At 71.0% G+C, this 18,174-nt stretch carries 14 protein-coding genes; 7 read left to right on the forward strand and 7 right to left on the reverse strand.

Annotated features, from left to right (window positions below; all coding sequences use genetic code 11):
- Positions 1 to 30 precede the first annotated feature (30 nt).
- The 3 genes from VH569_RS20035 (at position 31) to VH569_RS20045 (ending at position 4,589) form a co-directional block, all read left to right on the forward strand.
- Positions 31 to 3,000 (forward strand): FAD-dependent oxidoreductase, encoded by a 2,970-nt coding sequence (locus VH569_RS20035; RefSeq protein WP_423317299.1) that lies wholly within the window; start codon positions 31 to 33, stop codon positions 2,998 to 3,000.
- A gap of 63 nt (positions 3,001 to 3,063) precedes the next feature.
- Positions 3,064 to 3,792 (forward strand): amino acid ABC transporter ATP-binding protein, encoded by a 729-nt coding sequence (locus tag VH569_RS20040; protein ID WP_423317301.1) that lies wholly within the window; start codon positions 3,064 to 3,066, stop codon positions 3,790 to 3,792.
- A gap of 119 nt (positions 3,793 to 3,911) precedes the next feature.
- Positions 3,912 to 4,589: a GntR family transcriptional regulator gene (locus tag VH569_RS20045; RefSeq protein ID WP_423317303.1), complete on the forward strand. Its 678-nt coding sequence runs from the start codon at positions 3,912 to 3,914 to the stop codon at positions 4,587 to 4,589.
- A 44-nt stretch (positions 4,590 to 4,633) separates the two neighbouring features.
- Here the strand turns inward: VH569_RS20045 and VH569_RS20050 are convergent, their stop codons facing one another.
- The 7 genes from VH569_RS20050 to VH569_RS20080 form a co-directional block, all read right to left on the reverse strand.
- Entirely contained in the window at positions 4,634 to 8,167 is a 3,534-nt protein-coding gene (locus VH569_RS20050) for an indolepyruvate ferredoxin oxidoreductase family protein (RefSeq protein ID WP_423317305.1), read from the reverse strand.
- A gap of 141 nt (positions 8,168 to 8,308) precedes the next feature.
- Positions 8,309 to 9,043 carry a GntR family transcriptional regulator gene (locus tag VH569_RS20055; protein WP_423317306.1) on the reverse strand — a complete coding sequence of 245 codons (735 nt, stop codon included), beginning with the start codon at positions 9,041 to 9,043 and terminating at the stop codon, positions 8,309 to 8,311.
- Between the two features lie 177 nt (positions 9,044 to 9,220).
- A complete protein-coding gene (locus VH569_RS20060) occupies positions 9,221 to 9,946 on the reverse strand; it encodes an ABC transporter ATP-binding protein (RefSeq protein ID WP_423317307.1) in 726 nt (241 codons plus the stop codon).
- Complete coding sequence (locus VH569_RS20065; protein ID WP_423317309.1) at positions 9,943 to 10,776, reverse strand: ABC transporter ATP-binding protein; 834 nt, start codon at positions 10,774 to 10,776, stop codon at positions 9,943 to 9,945. Before VH569_RS20065 ends, VH569_RS20060 begins: the two co-directional genes overlap by 4 nt.
- Positions 10,760 to 11,659: a branched-chain amino acid ABC transporter permease gene (locus VH569_RS20070; protein ID WP_423317310.1), complete on the reverse strand. Its 900-nt coding sequence runs from the start codon at positions 11,657 to 11,659 to the stop codon at positions 10,760 to 10,762. The genes VH569_RS20065 and VH569_RS20070 overlap by 17 nt, the downstream gene beginning before the upstream one ends.
- Positions 11,652 to 12,551 carry a branched-chain amino acid ABC transporter permease gene (locus VH569_RS20075; RefSeq protein ID WP_423317312.1) on the reverse strand — a complete coding sequence of 300 codons (900 nt, stop codon included), beginning with the start codon at positions 12,549 to 12,551 and terminating at the stop codon, positions 11,652 to 11,654. The genes VH569_RS20070 and VH569_RS20075 overlap by 8 nt, the downstream gene beginning before the upstream one ends.
- Positions 12,552 to 12,643: 92 nt before the next feature.
- Entirely contained in the window at positions 12,644 to 13,777 is a 1,134-nt protein-coding gene (locus VH569_RS20080) for an ABC transporter substrate-binding protein (protein WP_423317313.1), read from the reverse strand.
- A 252-nt stretch (positions 13,778 to 14,029) separates the two neighbouring features.
- Between VH569_RS20080 and VH569_RS20085 the strand changes: the two genes are divergently transcribed.
- The 4 genes from VH569_RS20085 to VH569_RS20100 all read left to right on the forward strand — a co-directional run bounded on the left by VH569_RS20085 (position 14,030) and on the right by VH569_RS20100 (position 18,166).
- The gene (locus tag VH569_RS20085) at positions 14,030 to 14,380 is read left to right on the forward strand and encodes a RidA family protein (RefSeq protein WP_423317314.1); all 351 of its coding nucleotides are present in this window, start codon (positions 14,030 to 14,032) and stop codon (positions 14,378 to 14,380) included.
- Positions 14,381 to 14,426: 46 nt separating this feature from the next.
- Positions 14,427 to 15,674, forward strand: coding sequence for a D-amino acid dehydrogenase (locus tag VH569_RS20090; RefSeq protein WP_423317315.1), 1,248 nt, complete (start codon positions 14,427 to 14,429; stop codon positions 15,672 to 15,674).
- Positions 15,675 to 15,750: 76 nt separating this feature from the next.
- Positions 15,751 to 16,557, forward strand: coding sequence for a maleate cis-trans isomerase family protein (locus VH569_RS20095; RefSeq protein WP_423317316.1), 807 nt, complete (start codon positions 15,751 to 15,753; stop codon positions 16,555 to 16,557).
- Positions 16,558 to 16,735: 178 nt separating this feature from the next.
- A complete protein-coding gene (locus tag VH569_RS20100) occupies positions 16,736 to 18,166 on the forward strand; it encodes an MATE family efflux transporter (protein WP_423317317.1) in 1,431 nt (476 codons plus the stop codon).
- Positions 18,167 to 18,174 lie beyond the last annotated feature (8 nt).

Here is an 18,174-nt window from a genome sequence, read left to right on the forward strand (position 1 = left end):
TCCACCGCATCCGGACAAAGCCGACCGCCCATGCGCCTCGAACATCCAAGCGTCCGCCGCACTGGCGCCCCCATCGAGATCACCTATGACGGCGAGCGGATTCCCGCGCTGGCTGGGGAGACGGTGGCGGCGGCCCTGGCGGCGCACGGCGTCGCCACCTACCGCCACAGCCGCGACGGCGGCCGGCGCGGCCTCTATTGCGGCATGGGCGCCTGCTTCGAATGCCTGGTGACGGTCGACGGCAAGGCGAGCCAGCGCGCCTGCCTGACCAAGGTGGCCGACGGCCAGACCATCCGCTCGCAGCCGCCGGCCGGTACGCCGGAGGATCCGCTGGTCCCGCTGGTGCCGCCGCCGGTGGGCGACGCGCCGGAGGAACGGGCGGTCGACCTGCTGGTGATCGGTGCCGGCCCGGCCGGTCTGGCGGCGGCGGAAGCGGCGGCGCGGCGCGGTGCCGACGTGGTGGTGCTCGACGAGCGGCCGCAGAGCGGTGGGCAGTATTTCAAGCCGCTCGCCCCCTCGCACCGCGCCGACCGGCCGACCGACCGCCAGTTCCGCGCCGGCCTCGCCCTGCTCGACGCGGCGAAGGCGGCTGGCGCCGCCATCGTCCAGGAGGCGACGGTGTGGGGTGCCCATGCCCCCGACGAGGTCGTCGCCGTCGTTGCCGGGCGCGAGACCGTCTACCGGCCGCGCCGGCTGGTGATCGCCGGCGGCGCCTATGAGCGGCCGGCGCCTTTCGCGGGCTGGACGCTGCCCGGCGTGATGACGACGGGGGCCGGGCAGACCCTGGCCCGCGCCTACCGCGTCGCCCCCGGCCGCCGGGTGGTGATCGCCGGCAACGGTCCGCTCAATTTGCAGCTGGCCTGCGAGCTGGTGGAGGGCGGCGTCACGGTGGCCGCCGTGCTGGAGAGCGCGCCGCGCCCGTCGCCCGCCCAATGGCGGCAGATGCTGACCGCGCTGCGCGCCGCTCCCGGCCTGATCGGCGACGGCGCCCGTTATCTGCTGAGGCTGCGGCGTGCCGGGGTGCCGGTGCTGTGGGGGCACGGCATCGTTGCGGCGGAAGGGGCAGTGGAAGGGGAGGAGCGGCTGGAGCGGGTGCGCTATGCGCCGCTCGGCGCCGACGGCGCTCCCCGGCTGGGCGAGGCGGTCACCGTCGCCGCCGATGCGCTGTGCCTGGGCTACGGCTTCATCCCCTCGACCGAGATCGCCCGCGCGCTCGGCTGTGCCCACCGGCTGGTCGAGGATCGCCATCTCGGCTATCTCGCCACCGAGATCGCGGTGGACGGCGCCACCAGCGTGCCGGGGGTCTTCGCCGTCGGCGACGGTGTCGATCTCGGCGGGTCGAAGGTGGCGCAGGCGCGCGGACGCCTCGCCGGCATCGCCGCCGCCACCCAGATCGGCCTGAGCGACAGCGACCCCGAGGAGGGCCGGCGGGCGCTGGCCGATTTGCAGCGGGCCGAGGGCTTCCAGGCGGCGCTGTGGTCGATCTACCAGGCCCCGCCGCCGCGGCTCGACACCGTGCCCGACGAGGCGATGCTGTGCCGCTGTGAGGAGGTCACCTTCGGCCGGGTCCGCGCCGAGATCGCCGCCGGCCATGACAGCCTCGCGGCGCTGAAGCGCAACACCCGGCTCGGCATGGGGCGCTGCCAGGGCCGCTATTGCGCGGCGACCGCCGCCCTGCTGCTGGAGCAGACGACCGGCAGGAAGCGGGCGCCCGAGCAGTATCTGGCGCCGCGCCTGCCGGCCAAGCCGACGCCGGCCGGCGCCCTCGCCTTCGAGAAGCCGGAATGGGGCGGCCACCAGCGCGCCATCACCCCCAACCTCGCCCGCCCGCTGGAGGACGGTCCGCTGCCCGACCAGGAGGCCGAGATCCTGATCGTCGGCGGCGGCGTGGTCGGCTCCTGCCTCGCCTACTACCTGACCCAGGCCGGGCGCGACGTGCTGGTGGTCGAGCGCGGCGACACCAATTTGCAGGCCTCGGGCGCCAATGCCGGCAGCCTGCATGTCCAGCTGCTGTCCTTCGACTTCGGCGCCAAGGCCGAGGCGGGCGGCGGGCCGGCGGCGGCGACGCTGACGCTCGGCCCGCGCTCCATTGCGCTGTGGCGGGAGCTGGAGGCGGCCTGCGGGGCGGACTTCGAGCTGGCCGTCACCGGCGGGCTGATGGTGGCGGACAGCCCGGCCGGCATGGAGTTCCTGCGCGCCAAGGCGGCGCTGGAGCGGCGCTACGGCGTCGAGAACGCCATCATCGACGCAGCCGAGCTGCGCCGCCTCGCCCCCGCCTTGTCGGGCGGGCTGATCGGCGCCGAATACGCCCCGCAGGAGGGCAAGATCAACCCGCTGCGCGCCACCTATGCGGTGCTGGAGCAGGCGCGCCGCCAGGGCGCCCGCTTCCTGCGCGGGGTGAATGTCACGGGCATCGCCGCACTGCCGTCCGTCGAGGGCGGCGGCTGGCGGGTCGAGACCTCGCGCTGCCGCATCCGCGCCAAACAGATCGTCAACGCCAGCGGCCCGTGGGCGCGCGAGACCGGGCGGCTGGTCGGCATCGACGTGCCGGTGCACAGCGCGCCCTTGCAGATGATCGTCACCGAGCCGGCGCCCAAGCTGGTCGGCCAGCTCGTCGCCCATGCCGACCGCCATCTCAGCCTGAAGCAGGCGGTCACCGGCGGGCTGATCATCGGCGGCGCCTGGACCGCCGTCTTCGATCCGGCGCGCCGCTTCAACACGGTGTCGCGCTCCAGCATCGAGGGCAACCTGTGGGTCGCCCGCCATGTGCTGCCGCAGATCGCCGGGCTGCATGTGGTGCGCGCCTGGGCGGCGATGAACATCAACATCGACGGCGCGCCGATCCTCGGCCCGGTGCCGGGGTTGCCGGGCTTCTTCAACACGGTGACCTCGAACGGCTTCACCCTGGCACCGGTCGTCGCCCGCATGACCGCCGACCTGCTGCTCGACGGCCGCACCGACATCGACCCGACGCCTTTCCTGATCGACCGGTTCGGCTGACCCGTTTCCTCATCCATTCAACGCCCGGCGCCATGGCGCCACCCATCGCCAAGAGAAGTCCCCATGATCGCCATCGAGAATGTCAGCAAGAACTACGGCACCTTCCAGGTCCTGAAGGACTGCACGACCACCGTGCGGAAGGGCGAGGTGGTGGTGGTCTGCGGCCCCTCCGGCTCGGGCAAATCGACGCTGATCAAGTGCGTCAACGGGCTGGAGCCCTTCCAGTCGGGCCGCATCGAGGTGGACGGCATGGATGTCGGCGCGCCGGGCACGAAGATGTCGGCGCTGCGCGCCCGCGTCGGCATGGTGTTCCAGAATTTCGAGCTGTTCCCTCACCTGACCATCATGCAGAACCTGACCTTGTCGCAGCGCAAGGTGCTGGGCCGCCAGACCGCGGAGGCCGAGGCGAAGGGCGAGGCGTTGCTGGCGCGGGTCGGGCTGGCGACCCAGGCGCACAAGTTCCCCGGCCAGCTGTCCGGCGGTCAGCAGCAGCGCGTCGCCATCGCCCGCGCCCTGGCGATGGACCCCATCGCCATCCTGTTCGACGAGCCGACCTCGGCGCTCGACCCCGAGATGATCAACGAGGTGCTCGACGTGATGGTCGAGCTGGCGAACGAGGGCATGACGATGATCTGCGTCACCCACGAGATGGGCTTCGCCCGCAAGGTCGCCCACCGGGTGATCTTCATGGACCATGGCAGCATCATCGAGGACTGCACCAAGGCCGAGTTCTTCGAGACCCAGCGGTCGGAGCGCGCCGCCCAGTTCCTCGCCAAGATCCTGCAGCACTGACTCCTGCCCGGGAGGGGCGTCGGACCCTATCCCGCCGGTCAGGCCGATCAGAACCTTTGCAGGACAACGGTTCGTCTGCTTTGTTAGGGGAAGATCAGCGTCAGGTGGCAGGACTTGGTATGAGCATGGACATCGAAGCCTCCAAAGCCGCGACGCCGGCCGCAGCCGGCGTGAATCTGGCGAGCATGGCCTACCGCACCATCCTGGAGATGATCCTCGACCGCCGCATCCCCAGTGGCGAGGTGATCGTCGAAGACCGGCTGGCCACCGCGCTCAGCATCTCGCGCACGCCGATCCGCGAGGCGCTGGTGCGGCTGGCCAGCGAAGGGCTGATCCGCAAGGAGTTCAACCGCCCCTACCGGGTGCGCGAGGTCTCCAACCGCGAGTATTTCCAGAGCATGCGGCTGCGCGAGATCCTGGAGGGGGAGGCCATCGCCGCCGCCGCCTCCAGGGTCGATCCGGTCCGCTTGCAGGCGATGAAGACCGAGATGCTTCGCCTGCGCGACGAGCCCAAGATCCGTTTCGAGGATCATTGGGCGGCTGACGAGGAACTGCACACCCTGATCGCCGAGGCGTCCGGCAACGCGGTGCTGGCGCAGATCATCCGCGACCTGCGGGTGACGACGCGCCTGTTCGAGCTGTCCGGCCTGCCGTCGCGCATCCGTCCCGACTGCGACGAGCATCTCGACGTCATCGCCGCGCTGGAGAGCGGCGACCCGGCGGAGGCCAGAGCCGCCATGGAGCGGCATATCCGCAGCCTCGCCAAGGATGTGCTGGGCGAGATCGCCAAGAGCTGAGCGGTCCCCCCTGGGCGGTTCCTCTGGGCGGTTCACTCAGCCGCTCACTCCGCCGCCAGACGCTGTGGCGTCGTGGAGCGGAACTGCGCCAGCCAGTCGCGCAAATCCATCACCGCCTGGGCCATGGCCTTGTCCTTCACATGGCCATATCCGCGTATCCGGTCCGGGAGGTTGGCGATCCGCACGGCCAAATCCAGCTTTTCCGGGGTGAGGCCGGCCAGCATTTCCGCGATGGCCCGTTCGTAATCCCCGATCAGCCGGCGTTCCGCCCGACGCTCCGCGGTGCGCCCGAACGGATCGAGCGGCGTTCCGCGCAGTCCTTTGAGTTTCGCCAGCACCTTGAACACGGGCAGCATCCAGGGGCCATAGGCACTCTTCTTCAAGTGGCCTGTCCGCTCGTCGCGCCCCGCAAGCAGGGGCGGAGCCAGATGGAAGCGCAGGCGGAAGCCGGCCTCGAACTGCCCGGCCAGCTGCGCGAGGAAGGCGCCGTCGGTGTAGAGGCGGGCGACCTCGTACTCGTCCTTGTAGGCCATCGCCTTGTAGAAGGACCGGGCCACCGCCGCGGTCAGCCGGCTGCTGCCCGGCACCGCCGCCGTCTCGGCCCGGCGGACCCGGTCGACCAGCAGGCGGTAGCGCTCTGCATAGGCCGCGTTCTGGTAGGCGGTCAGCTGTTCGACGCGCCGGGCGATCAGCCCGTCGAGATCGTCGGGTGGCGGAGCGGCCACGCTCGAAGGCTTGGCCGGGTGCGCCGCCGCGAGCGCACCGGGATCGGCAGCCGCGCGCCGTCCCCAGGCGAATGCCGACCGGTTGCCGGCAACCCCGGTGCCGTTGAGGACGATGGCCGTGTCGATGGCCGCGGCGGACAGCGGGATCAGCCCCTTCTGCCACGCGTAGCCGAGCAGGAAGAGGTTCGCCATGATCGCGTCGCCGAACAGCGCGGTGGCGATGGCGGTGGCGTCCAGCGCATCGACCGCAGCCGGGCCGCCGCAGGCGTCGGTGACCCGGCGCACCAACAGCGGCAACGGCAGCCGTTCCTCCGGATTGCGGGTGAAGGCGCCGGTGACGGTCTCATGTTTGTTGAGCACCGCGCGGGTACGGCCGGCCTGCATACGGCTCAGCCCATCCTCGCCGGCCGCGACCAGCAGATCGCAGCCGAGAACGGCATCGGCGCCGCCGGGGGCGATGCGGGCGGCATGGATTTGGTCGGCCCGACGCGCCAGCACGATGTGCGACATCACCGCACCGCCCTTCTGCGCCATGCCGGTCTGGTCGAGGATGGAGCAGGCCAGCCCCTCCAGATGTGCTGCCATGCCGAGGATCGCGCCGATGGTCACCACCCCGGTGCCGCCGACCCCGGTGACCAGCAGGCGGTAGGGCTGGTCGAGCGGCGGTGCCACCGGGTCGGGCAGGGCGTCGGCACCTGAGTTGGCATCGGCCCTGGCCTTGGCGTCTGGCGTCGGGGCGGCGCCCGGGCGCGCTTTGCGCAGCGTGCCGCCCTCCACCGTCACGAAGGACGGGCAGAAGCCGCTCAGGCAGGAGAAGTCCTTGTTGCAGGAGGACTGGTCGATCGTCCGCTTCGTCCCGAACTCGGTGTCGACCGGCACCACCGACAGGCAGTTCGATTGGGTCGAGCAGTCGCCGCAGCCCTCGCAGACCCGCTCGTTGATGACGACGCGGCGGCCGGGGTCGGGCAGCTTGCCGCGCTTGCGGCGGCGGCGCTTCTCGGCGGCGCAGGTCTGGTCGTAGATCAGCGCCGACACGCCCGGCACCTCGCGGAACTCGCGCTGCACGGCGTCGAGGTCGTCGCGGTGGTGGATGGTGACGTAGGGCGGCAGGCCGGAGGACAGGCCGTACTTCTCCGGCTCGTCGCTGACGACGGCGATGCGCTGCACCCCTTCGGCCCGCACCTGCCAGGCGATGGCCTGCGGGGTGAGCTGGCCGTCGTGGGACTGGCCGCCAGTCATGGCGACGGCGTCGTTGAACAGGATCTTGTAGGTGATGTTGACGCCGCCGGCGACCGCCGCGCGGATGGCGAGCAGGCCGGAATGGAAATAGGTGCCGTCGCCGATGTTCTGGAAGATGTGGCGGGTCGGCACGAAGGGCGCCAGCCCGACCCAGTTGGCACCCTCCGCCCCCATGTGGGTGTAGGTGGCGGTGTCGCGATCCATCGCCTGCGACATCCAGTGGCAGCCGATCCCGGCATGGGCCCGCGAGCCCTCCGGCACCTTGGTCGAGCTGTTGTGCGGGCAGCCGGAGCAGAAATAGGGCGTGCGCTTGGCAACCGGGCCGCCGGGGCGGTTGGCGGTGCCGGTGGTGTTTTGAAGGCGGGCCAGCGCGTCGGCGTCCACCTCCACGCCGCAGCGGGCGAGCCGCCGTGCGACCGCCACCGCGATCTCGGCGACCGACAGCTCGTCGTGGGAGCGCAGCAGGGGCGCGCCGGACTCGTCGTGCTTGCCGATGACGCGCGGGCGCCGATCCGCCGGCAGGCCGTAGAGGATGTCCTTGATCTGGCCCTCGATCAGCGGCCGCTTTTCCTCCACCACCAGGATCTCGTCGAGGCCGGCGGCGAAGCTGCGCAGGCTGTCCGGTTCCAGCGGCCAGGGCACCGCCACCTTGAAGACGGCGATGCCGAGCGCCGCGGCCCGGTCCTCGTCGATGCCGAGTTCCGCCAGCGCCTGCCGGACGTCGAGATAGGCCTTGCCGGCGGTGACGATGCCGAAGCGCGCGTCCGCACCCCCGCCGCCACTGCCGAGCGCCACGCGGTTCAGGCCGTTGGCGCGGACATAGGCCAGCGCCGCCGGGATCTTGTGCAGGTGCAGGCGGGCCTCCTGCTCCTGCGGGCTGTCGGGCCAGCGGATGTTGAGGCCGCCGGGCGGCAGGACGAGATCGGTCGGCAGCCGGATGACGGGGAGGGCCGGGTCGAGGGTCATCGAGACGCTGCGGTCGGTCAGGTCGGCCGTCACCTTCATGGCGGTCCAGCAACCCGACAGGCGCGACAGCGCCCAGCCGTGCAGCCCGTATTCGATCATCTCCGGGATGCCGGACGGGCTCAGGATCGGCATCATCGCATCGACCAGCGCATATTCGCTCTGGTGCGAGGTCGTCGAGGATTTGCAGGTGTGGTCGTCGCCGGCCAGGACGAGGACGCCGCCCCGCCCGGCCGAACCGGCAAGGTTGGCGTGGCGGAAGGCGTCGCCGGTGCGGTCCACCCCCGGCCCCTTGCCGTACCACAGGCCGAAGACGCCGTCCCAGTCCGGCTTGTCCTGCAGATGGATCTGCTGGCTGCCCCACAGCGCGGTGGCGGCCAGATCCTCGTTGACGCCGGGAACGAAGCGGATGTCGTGGGCGTCGAGGAAGCTGCGCGCCCGGCCCATCTCCATGTCGATGGTGCCGAGCGGCGAGCCGCGGTAGCCGCTCACCAGTCCGGCGGTGCGCAGGCCGGCGGCGCGGTCCCGCCGTTTCTGGAGCAGCGCCATCCGCACCAGGGCCTGCGTGCCGTTCAGGAAAACGCGGCCGTGTTCGGCCAAATACTTGTCGTCCAGGGTCACCGCGCCCGTCATCGCCACGCCGTCCGGCATGTGCGTCCTCCCTCGGTGTCATTGTGTGTTCTGAAGTGTACACACTTTGCGGCGAGGGTCAACGGCGGTTCTGGGGCCGGTTCTGGAGCCGGTTCCGGAGACGGCATTCCCGCAGCGGATCCTGCCGCTGTCCGGGCCGGCTCAGCTGGCCATGCGGCCCATGTAGATGCGCGCAAGCCCTTCCTTCATGGCGGCCACCGCGTCGGCCACGCTGATGCCGATATGGTCCGACATGCAGGCCACGGCGCGGCCGCGGTCGCGCGCCTTCAGCGCCTCGGCAATCGCCAGATGCTCGTCGAAGGTGGTGGTGCGGCGCAGCGGGTTCTCGATCTCGATGCGGCGGACGAAGCGGATCCGCGCGTTGATGCTCTCCAGCATGCGGACCAGTTCCGGATTGCCGCCCATCGCGGCGATGCGGATGTGGAACTCCTCGTCGCGGCTGGTCAGCTCCTCGGCGTCCATCGCCGCGCGGCTCGCCCGCACGCCGTTCCAGAAATCCATCAGTTCGGCGATGCGGACGTCGCTGGCGCGCTCGGCGGCGAGTTCGACGCTCAGCCGTTCCAGCGACGCCCGCACCTCGAACAGGCCGATGATCTGCTCGGCGTCGAAGGGGCGGCAGTAGAAGCCCTTGTTGGGGACCAGCGTGATCAGTCCTTCGATCACCAGCCGGTTCAGCGCCTCCCGCACCGGGGTCCGGCTGACGCCCAGGGTGGCGGCCAGTTCCACCTCGTTGATCCGCTGTTCCGGCCGGAATTCGAAATTCACCGCCATGCGCTGGATCGCGGCATAGACGCGGTTGACGCTGTCGGCGGCGCGCGGCGCGGGCGCCGCCTTGGGAGCCGCCTTGATGGTCTTCTTGCGCGGGGTTCCCGCCATGATCGTCCTATGTGCTTCCTGCGGTGCCGGTGGGACAACACCCGAATACCGATGCCGGGTTCCGGCGATGGAGTGCCCGGCGACGCACCGTTGCGGCGCGTCGCGCGGGACCATAACACCGGTGGAATATGCAGGCCAGTATACACAACTGCGACCGATTCGGCGGGACGGGGAGAGTCAATGCGCCGGGCCGGCCCCCAGATAGAGTTGGCCGACCGTTTCGTCCTCCAGGATCTCGCGGGCGGTGCCCTCGCGGTGGACCCGCCCCATCACCAGCACATAGGCGCGGTCGGAGACCTCCAGCGATTCCGCCGCGTTCTGCTCGACCATCAGGACCGAGACGCCCTCGCGGTCGCGGATGCGGCGGATGTGGGCGAACAGCTCGTCCATCATCAGCGGCGACAGGCCGGCCGACGGCTCGTCGAGCAGCAGGTGGCGCGGCCCCGGCATCAGCGCGCGCGCCAGCGCCAGCATCTGCCGCTCGCCGCCCGACAGGCTGTCGGCCCGCGCCCCGGCCTTGCGGCCGAGGTTGGGGTAATGCTCCAGCAGCTGTTCCAGCCGGGTCCTGCGGGCGGCGGGCGCAACGAACTGGCCGCCCAGCTCCAGGTTCTCGCGGATGGTCAGCGGGCCGAAGATGTTGTCGAGCTGCGGCACATAGGCGACGCCGCAGTCGCGGATCCGCCGGTGCACCGGGATGCCGGCGAGGTCGCGGCCGTCGGCGACGACCCGGCCGGCGCGCGGGCGGAGCTGGCCGACGACGGTCTTCAGCAGGGTCGATTTGCCCGACCCGTTGGGGCCGAGGATGGTGACGATCTCCCCCGGCTGCACCGTGATCGACAGGCTGTTCAGGATGTCGGCGTCCGGCACGTAGCCGGCGCGCACCTCGTGCACGGAAAGCGTCATGCTCTGGCTCCACTGGCTTTGGTGCCGGCCGTTCCTCCCACCGCTCCACCGGCAACGATCCGAAGCGGGACGCCGGGGCGGCGGCGGCCGAGATAGGCTTCGACCACCTGCTGGTTGCCGCTCAGCTCGTCGGGGCGGCAGTTGGCGATCACCGCTCCCTTGTCCAGCGCGAGGCAGCGGTCGCACAGGTCGCCGATGAAGCCCATGTCGTGCTCGACGATGACCAGCGCGGTGCCGCCCTCGCGGATGCGGCGCAGATGGTCGGCCATGCGCCGGCGCAGCGATGGGTTGACGCCGGCCGTCGGCTCGTCGAGCAGCAGCACCGCCGGGTCGTCCATCAGCGCCGCCGCCAGCCCGAGCAGCTTCTGCTGGCCGCCCGACAGGCCGCCGGCCGGGTGGTCGGCAAGGCCGGCGAGGTCGACCTCGGCCAGCAGTCCCATCGCCTTGCCGATGAAGGCCGCCTCCTCGCGCCGCACGGCTCCCGGCGTCAGCAGCGAGCGCCAGGGCGAGGCGCCGGCCGGCAGCCGTCCGCCGGCCAGCATCACCTCCAGCACCGACATGCGGGCCGGCAGCTTGGGAAGCTGGAAGGTGCGGCGCAGGCCGAGCCGGCTCGGCTGCCAGGCGCGCCGCGCGCGGACCGCGGTGCCGTCGAAGCGGATCTCGCCGCTGGTGGGGGCGAGGAAGCCGCTCAGCAGGTTGAGCAGGGTGGTCTTGCCGGAGCCGTTGGGGCCGACCAGACCGACGATCTCGCGGGGCCCGATCTCCAGGCTGACATGGTTGACCGCGGTCAGCCCGCCGAAGCTGCGGGTGACGTCATGGGCGCTGAGCATGGAACCTCCGCAGCCGTTCGGGGACCAGCCCCTGGGGTTTCAGCATCAAAACGGCCAGCACGATCGAGCCGATGGCGAAGACGCGCAGGCTGCCGGTCAGGTCGGACGGAAGGGCGACGACATCCTTCAGGAAGGGAATGCCGGCATAGAGCGCGGTGACCAGCAGGGCGCCGACCACCGCCCCTGCCACGTTGCCGAGCCCGCCGAGAACCACCATCGTCCAGATCAGGAAGGTTTCGAAAGGCAGCAGCTGGTCCGGGCCGATGAAGGCGAGGTAGAGGGTGTAGAGCCCGCCGGCCAGCCCGGCCATCGCTCCGCCGATGGCCAGAACCTTGACCTTGCAGGCGACGATGTCGTGGCCGAGCGCGGTGGCGAGGTCGGGATTCTCCCGCATCAGCCGCAGCACGCGGCCGAACTGGGTTTGCCCAAGCCGCCGCGCCGCCAGCGCGGTGCCGAGCAGCAGCAGCGCCGCCAGCGCCAGGGTGGCAAGCGCGCGCGCCACGCCGTCGAGGCCGGGGAACAGGCCGGCGATGCCGCCGATGCCCTGGGGACCGCCGGTCAGCCAATCCTCGTTGAGGGCGACCAGCCGCACCAGCTCGGCGACCGCCAGCGTCGCCAGCGCCCAATATTCGGCGGCGAGGTCGCGGCCGAGACGGCCGATGGCGAAACCGCCGAGTGCCGCGGCGCCCATGCCGGCGAGCAGGGCGGCCGGCCAGGGCAGCCCGGCGCGGGTCAGGATGGCGACCGCGTAGGCGCCGATGCCGAACAGGGCGATCTGGCCGAAATTCAGCAGGCCGCCGGTGCCGGCCTGGAGGTTGAGGCTGACCGCGGCGATCCCGAAGATCGCCGCCATGATCAGCACATGCAGGCAGAACTCAAGCACGGCGTCCTCCCCGGCTCAGCAGCCCTTCCGGGCGGTACACGAGGGTCACGACGATGAGCGCGAAGCCGATGCCGGTCAGGTAGCCGAGCGGCAGGTAGCGCGGCCCGTCGGCGGCGAGCAGGCCGAAATCGATGCGCATCACCAGCGTCTCGGCGAGCGCGATGGCGAAAGCGCCGATCACGGCACCCGGCAGGCTGCCGAGCCCGCCGACGATGGCGGCGGCGAAGACCGGCAGCAGCAGCATCTGCCCCATGCCGATGTCGAGCTGGGTGACCAGCGCCAGCAGGATGCCGCCGATGCCGGCCAGCGTGCCGCCGAGGAAGACGGTGATCAGCGTGACGCGGCGGGCGTCGATGCCCGATGCGGTGGCCAGCGCCGGATTGGCGGCGATGGCGCGGATCGAACGCCCGAGCGGCGTCAGCCGCAGCATGGCGAAGAAGCCGATCAGGCAGACGGCGGTGATGGCGATGGCGGCGATCTGCAGATCGGACAGGATGGCGCCCCACAGGTCGTGCGGTGGGGTCAAGGGCGTGTCGAACTGCTGCGGCCGGGTGCCGAAGACCGCCTGGAGGCCGGCGCGCAGCATCATGGCGATGGCGAGCGAGCCGATCAGCGCGCTGGCCGGACCGGCGCCGGCGAGCCGTTCGAAGGCGAAGCGGTGCAGCAGCATCGCCGCCAGCCCGGCGGCGAGCGCCCCGGCGACGGCGGCGCCGACCAGCCCGCCGCCGGGAAACAGGGCGGCCACCGCCAGCGCCACCGCCGCACCGAGCGGGGCCATCTCGACATGGGCGACGTTGGGAAAGCGGCTGACGCCGTAGGACAGGTTGAGGCCGAGCGCGATCAGGGCGAGGTCGCTCGTCCGGATCAGGGTGTCGATCAATATCTGAATCAAGGGACATATCTCCGGTCGGGCGGGGCAGAGCCCCCGGCCGGGCGGCCGGGGAACCCTTCGCGTGCGGGAGGTCCGATCTGGGGCGGCGGGGCCTACTTGGCGGCCGTCTTCAGCTCGCCGCCTTTGTAGGAGACGACGATGTAGGGCTGGGCCTTGCGCTGGCCCTGGGCGTCGAAGGCGATGGGACCGGTGGCGCCGGCATAGTCGCCGAGCGCGGCGAGCGCCTCGCGGATTTTGGCGGGTTCGGTGCTGCCGGCCCTGTTGATCGCGGCGGCGGCCATCATCACGGCGTCGTAGGTGTAGCCGCTGAAGGTGGTGGCGAACTCCTTGCCGAACTTCTTTTTGTAGGCATCGCGGTACCAGGCGCCGTCGGGGCCGACATAGTTGACCTCCATGCCCATCTGGCCCTCGACCGTCTCCGGCCGGGAATCGGCGGTGCACATCGACAGGTAGATGCCGAACCAGGGGGTCTTCGACAGGCCCAGCTCGAAGGCCTCGCGGTTGATCGTCGCCGCCTCCTGGCCGTAGCCGGAATAGATGATGACGTCGGGCTTGGCGGCGGCGATGCGCTGCAATTCGCGCCGGTAGTTCGACTGCCCCTCGGTGAAGAGCAGGTTGGCGACGATCTGGCCGCCCAGCGCCTCGAAGGCCGCCTTGGTCTCGCTGTAGACGCCCTGGCCGTAGGCGTTGTTGGGGGCGAGGAAGACCGCCTTGCGGTGGCCCATCCCGTAGACCGCCTGGGCGGTGAACTTCCCGGCGACGTCGTCCAGCCCGATGGTGCTGAAGGAGCGGTCGCCGATGGTCTTGATCGCCGGCGAGGAGGAGCCGGGGTTGATGTGGACGATCCCCTCGCGCTGGAGATACTGGCCGACCGGGATGGTGTTGCCGGAGGAATATTCACCGATCACCACCGGGGTCTTCGACACCGACACCAGCTTGCGCGCCGCGTCGACGGCGCTCTGCGCCCGGCCGCCGGAATCCTCGACCGCCACCGCCAGCTTGCGGCCGAGCACGCCGCCGTCGGCGTTGATTTTCTCCACCGCCAGCTCGATGCCGCGGCGCTGGTCCTCGCCGATGGTGGCGCTGGCCCCGCTCAGCGGCAGGACCGCGCCGAGCGTCACCGTGTCCTGCGCCCGCGCCGCACCGCTGCTCAGCATCGCCAGCGCCATCGCGCCCAGCAGCGCGCCCCCCGCCGAGCGCCGCGTCATGCCGTTCATCCTCGCCATCGCACATCTCCCTGCCGGTGAATGTTAAGCTGAATGACAATCTGTATACACTTAAGCGTATCGTCGTCCGCAAGGGGGCGTCAACGACTTTGTTGATGGGGCGAACATTTGTGCAGTTGCACAGGAATCGGGCCCGATTTTTGGGCGGTGCAGCATCGAAAAAATTCTGTGGACTATTCTGTATACAGTTACGTATCGTGTGAATGGAGGGCGGTGCCGCCTCCCGGCCCGCCGGCTTTTGGGGAGAGAATCATGAGCATCCAGCGTATCGAGGTCGGCCCGCGCATGAGCCAGGCCGTCGTCTGCGGCGGTCTGGTCTACACGGCGGGCGTGGTGGCGCTGCGCGCGCCGGGCGCCACGGTGGCCGAGCAGACCACCGACATCCTCGGCAGGATCGACGAGCTGCTGGCCGCCGCCGGCACCGACAAAACGAAGCTGCTGACCGCCACCATCTGGCTCGCCGACATCGCCGGTTTCGCCGAGATGAACGGGGTGTGGGACGCCTGGGTGGCGCCGGGCAACACGCCGGTGCGCGCCTGCGTCGAGGCCAGGCTCGCCGCCCCGCAATTCACCGTGGAAATCCAGGTGACCGCGGCGCTGTGACCGCTCCAGCCAGGAGGCGCTCAGGCCAGGGAGGAAGGAGGCGTTCATGAAGGTCATCGTGATGGGCAGCGGGGTCGTCGGCGTGACGACGGCCTACTGCCTTCTCAAGGATGGACACGAGGTCACCGTCGTCGAGCGGCATGACGGCGCCGCCGACGAGACCAGCTTCGCCAATGCGGGGCTGGTGGCGCCGGGGCACGCCTACACCTGGGCGTCGCCGAAGGCGCCGAGGATCCTGCTGAAGTCGCTGTGGCGCAACGATCAGGCATTGCGCTTCCGGCTGCGGCTGGACCCGGCGCTGTGGGCCTGGTCGCTGAAGTTTCTCGGCAACTGCCGGTCCGACCGGGTGGCGGTCAACACCGCCCGCAAGGTGCGGCTCAGCCTCTATTCGCAGGACATGCTGCATCGGGTCGTCGAGGACACCGGCGTCGCCTTCGACGGCGCCAAGGGTGGGCTGCTCTACCTCTACCGCAGCCCGGCGGCCTTCGATGCCGGTGTCGCCAAGATGAGGATCCTGACCGACAACGGCCTGCCGCTGGAGGTGGTCGACCGCGACCGCGCCGCCGCCATCGACCCGGCGCTGTCGGCCACCAAGGACCGCATCGTCGGCGGCATCTACGCCCCGTCCGACGAGAGCGGCGACGCCCGGCTGTTCACCCGCAACCTCGCGGACTGGTGCGCGGAGCGGGGCGTCCGCTTCCTCTACGGCACGACGATCCGCGGCGTCGAGACCGCCGCCGGCGAGGTGACCGCGCTGGTCACCGACAAGGGCACGCTGACCGCCGACGCCTATGTGCTGGCGATGGGCTGCCAGAGCGCGGCGCTGGCGAAGCCGCTCGGCCTGTCGCTGCCGATCTATCCGATCAAGGGCTATTCGGTCACCGTGCCGGTGGCCGGGCGCAACAACACGCCGCGCATCGGCGGGGTGGACGAGGAGAATCTCGTCGCCTACGCGCCGATGGGCGACCGGCTGCGCATCACCGCGACCGCCGATTTCGCCGGCTACGACAAGCGCCACAGCCCGGCCGATTTCCAGGCCATGCTGGCGGCGGCACAGGACCTGTTCCCCGATGCGGCCGACTACAGCCAGCCCAGCTATTGGGCCGGTCTGCGGCCGATGACGCCGGAGGGAACGCCGATCTTCGGCCGCGGGCGCCAGCGCAACCTGTTCCTCAACACCGGACACGGCCACATGGGCTGGACCATGTCCTGCGGGTCGGCCCGCATCACCGCCGACCTGATCGCCGGCCGCACCCCGGCCATCCCGCTCGACGGCATGCAGGCCGTCCACTGACAGGCGCGCGGGCGGCGTCACAGCCCGTGCCGGTGCGTCCGCGCCACTCCTCCGCGATACTGGGAGAACCCCCGACATGGATACCAACGTCACCGTCGCCGAGGATGGCGCCGCTTCCCCGGCCGCCACCCTGGTGCTTCCCTTCGCAACCGATGGCGGCCTCGCCGCCCGCGCCGCCATCGGGCTTCTGGTGCTCGCCACCGACCAGACCATCGAGCATGAATGGCGCTTCCTGCTCGGGGAGCCGGGGGTCGCCGTCTACAACGCGCGCCTGTGGAACGACAAGGAGATCGCGCCGGAAACGCTGGCGCGGATGGAGCAGGACATCGCACCGACGACCCGGCTGATCCTGCCCGGGCTGGAACTGGATGTCGTCGCCTTCGGCTGCACGTCGGGCAGCATGGTGATCGGCCCGCAGCGCGTCCGCGAGCGCATCCGCGAGGCGCGGCCGGGCATCGCCACCACCACGCCGGTCGAGGCGGTGGATGCCGCGCTCGGCTCCCTCGGCGCGCGGCGCATCGGTCTGGTCGCGCCCTACCAGCGCCGCGTCGGCGAAGCGATGCGCGATTACTTCGTGAAGGCCGGTTACGAGGTGCCGGTGCTGGCGATCTTCGACGAACCCGACGACACCATCGCGGCCCGCATCGCCCCGGACTCCATCGCCGCGGCGGTGGCGCAGGCCGCCGCCCACCCGGAGGTGGACGCCGTGTTCGTTTCCTGCACCAGCCTGCGGGTCGCCGAGGCGGTCGAGGCCTTGGAGGCACGCAGCGGCAAGCCGGTCACCTCGAGCAACCATGCGCTGGCGTGGCACAGCCTGCGCCTTGCCGGCGTTACGGAGGGGCTGGAGGGCCGGGGGAGGCTGTTCCGCACCCCGCTGCGCTAGACAAAGCGGTTTGGCGCGCCGCGGATGACGGCGCGCGAAGCGGTTTGCCGGCGGTCTCCGCTTGCGGCAGTGTGGCCAGGGACGAGTGGCCCGGGACGACTTGATGGGAAAGGCGGCGGACCAACCTCTTACGCCAGGGGCCACCAACCCGGGGCCGCCCAAGAGGAGAACCGCTGCAATGGCCGAAACCGCCGTAGGCCGCTTCACCACCGGTTCGCCGATGCGCCATGTGATGGTGATGACCGCCACCGGCTCGGTCGGTCTGATCGCGGTGTTCGCGGTCGATCTGCTGAACCTGTTCTACATTTCGCTGCTGGGCGAACGCGAGCTGGCGGCGGCGGTGGGCTTCGCCGGCACCGTTCTGTTCCTGCAATCGTCGCTGTGCATCGGGCTGTCGATCGGTGCCGGAGCGCTGGTCGCCCGCGCCATCGGTGGCGGCCGGCGCGCGGAGGCGGCGAGGCTGGCGGGATCCAGCCTGATTCTGACAGCGCTGGTCTCCGCAGCGGTCGGCCTGCTGACCCTGCCGCTGCTGGGACCGGCGATGGATCTGCTGGGCGCCAGGGGAGCCACCAGGGATCTTGCCGTCGGCTACCTGACCATCCTGTCGCCGACCCTGCCGCTGCTCGGCCTCGGCATGGGCTGTTCGGCGATGCTGCGGGCGCAGGGCGATGCGCGCCGCGCGATGACCGTCACGCTCTATGCGGCGCTGTTCACCGCGGCGCTGAACCCGATCCTGATCTTCAGCCTGCGGCTGGACCTGACCGGTGCGGCGGTGACGGTCGTGCTGTCGCGCTGCCTGCTCGCCGCCGTCGGCTGGCATGGCGTGGCGCGGGTGCACCGGCTGGTCGCCGCCCCGGGCTGGACCGGTCTGCTGACGGATTCCGGGACGCTGGCCGGCATCGCCGGTCCGGCGGTCCTCACCAATCTCGCCACCCCGGTCGCCGGCGTCTATGTCACCACCAGCATGGCGCGTTTCGGCGATGCGGCCATCGCCGGGGCGGCCATCGTCGACCGCCTGGTTCCGGTCGCCTTCGGCACCATCTTCGCCCTGACTGGTGCCGTCGGCCCGATCCTGGCGCAGAATCTGGGGGCCGGCCGCCCCGACCGGGTGCGGGCGACCCTGCGGGCCAGCCTAGTCCTGATCGTCGTCTGGGTGCTGGCGGTCTGGCTGGGCCTGTTCCTTGCCCGCGATCTGGTGGTGGGCGCCTTTTCCGCCGAGGGCGTGTCGGCCGATCTGGTCCGCCTGTTCTGCACCGCGGTGGCCGGCGGGTTCCTGTTCGTCGGCTTCCTGTTCGTCGGCAACGCCGCGTTCAACAATCTGGGTTTTCCGCTGCTGGCGACCGGGTTCAACTGGGGCAGGGCGACGCTGGGGACCATACCGTTCGTTGCGGTTGGCGGCTGGCTGGGCGGGGCGCCGGGGGTGCTGATCGGACAGGCGGCGGGATCGGTGCTGTTCGGCATCGCGGCGGTCCTGGTGGCGTTCCGGGTGACCGGGCGGCTCGGCCGGAGCGGAGGCGGCCCGGCACCGGAGGCCGTGGCGGTGCCGGCCGACGTTCCGCTGTCCGGCAAGGCGGCGGTCGCGCTGGCCGTGCAGGTCAACCGGCCGTGAGGCGGCGG

This window comes from Azospirillum sp. 11R-A (genome assembly GCF_049472615.1).
GTDB classification, from domain to species: domain Bacteria; phylum Pseudomonadota; class Alphaproteobacteria; order Azospirillales; family Azospirillaceae; genus Azospirillum; species Azospirillum palustre.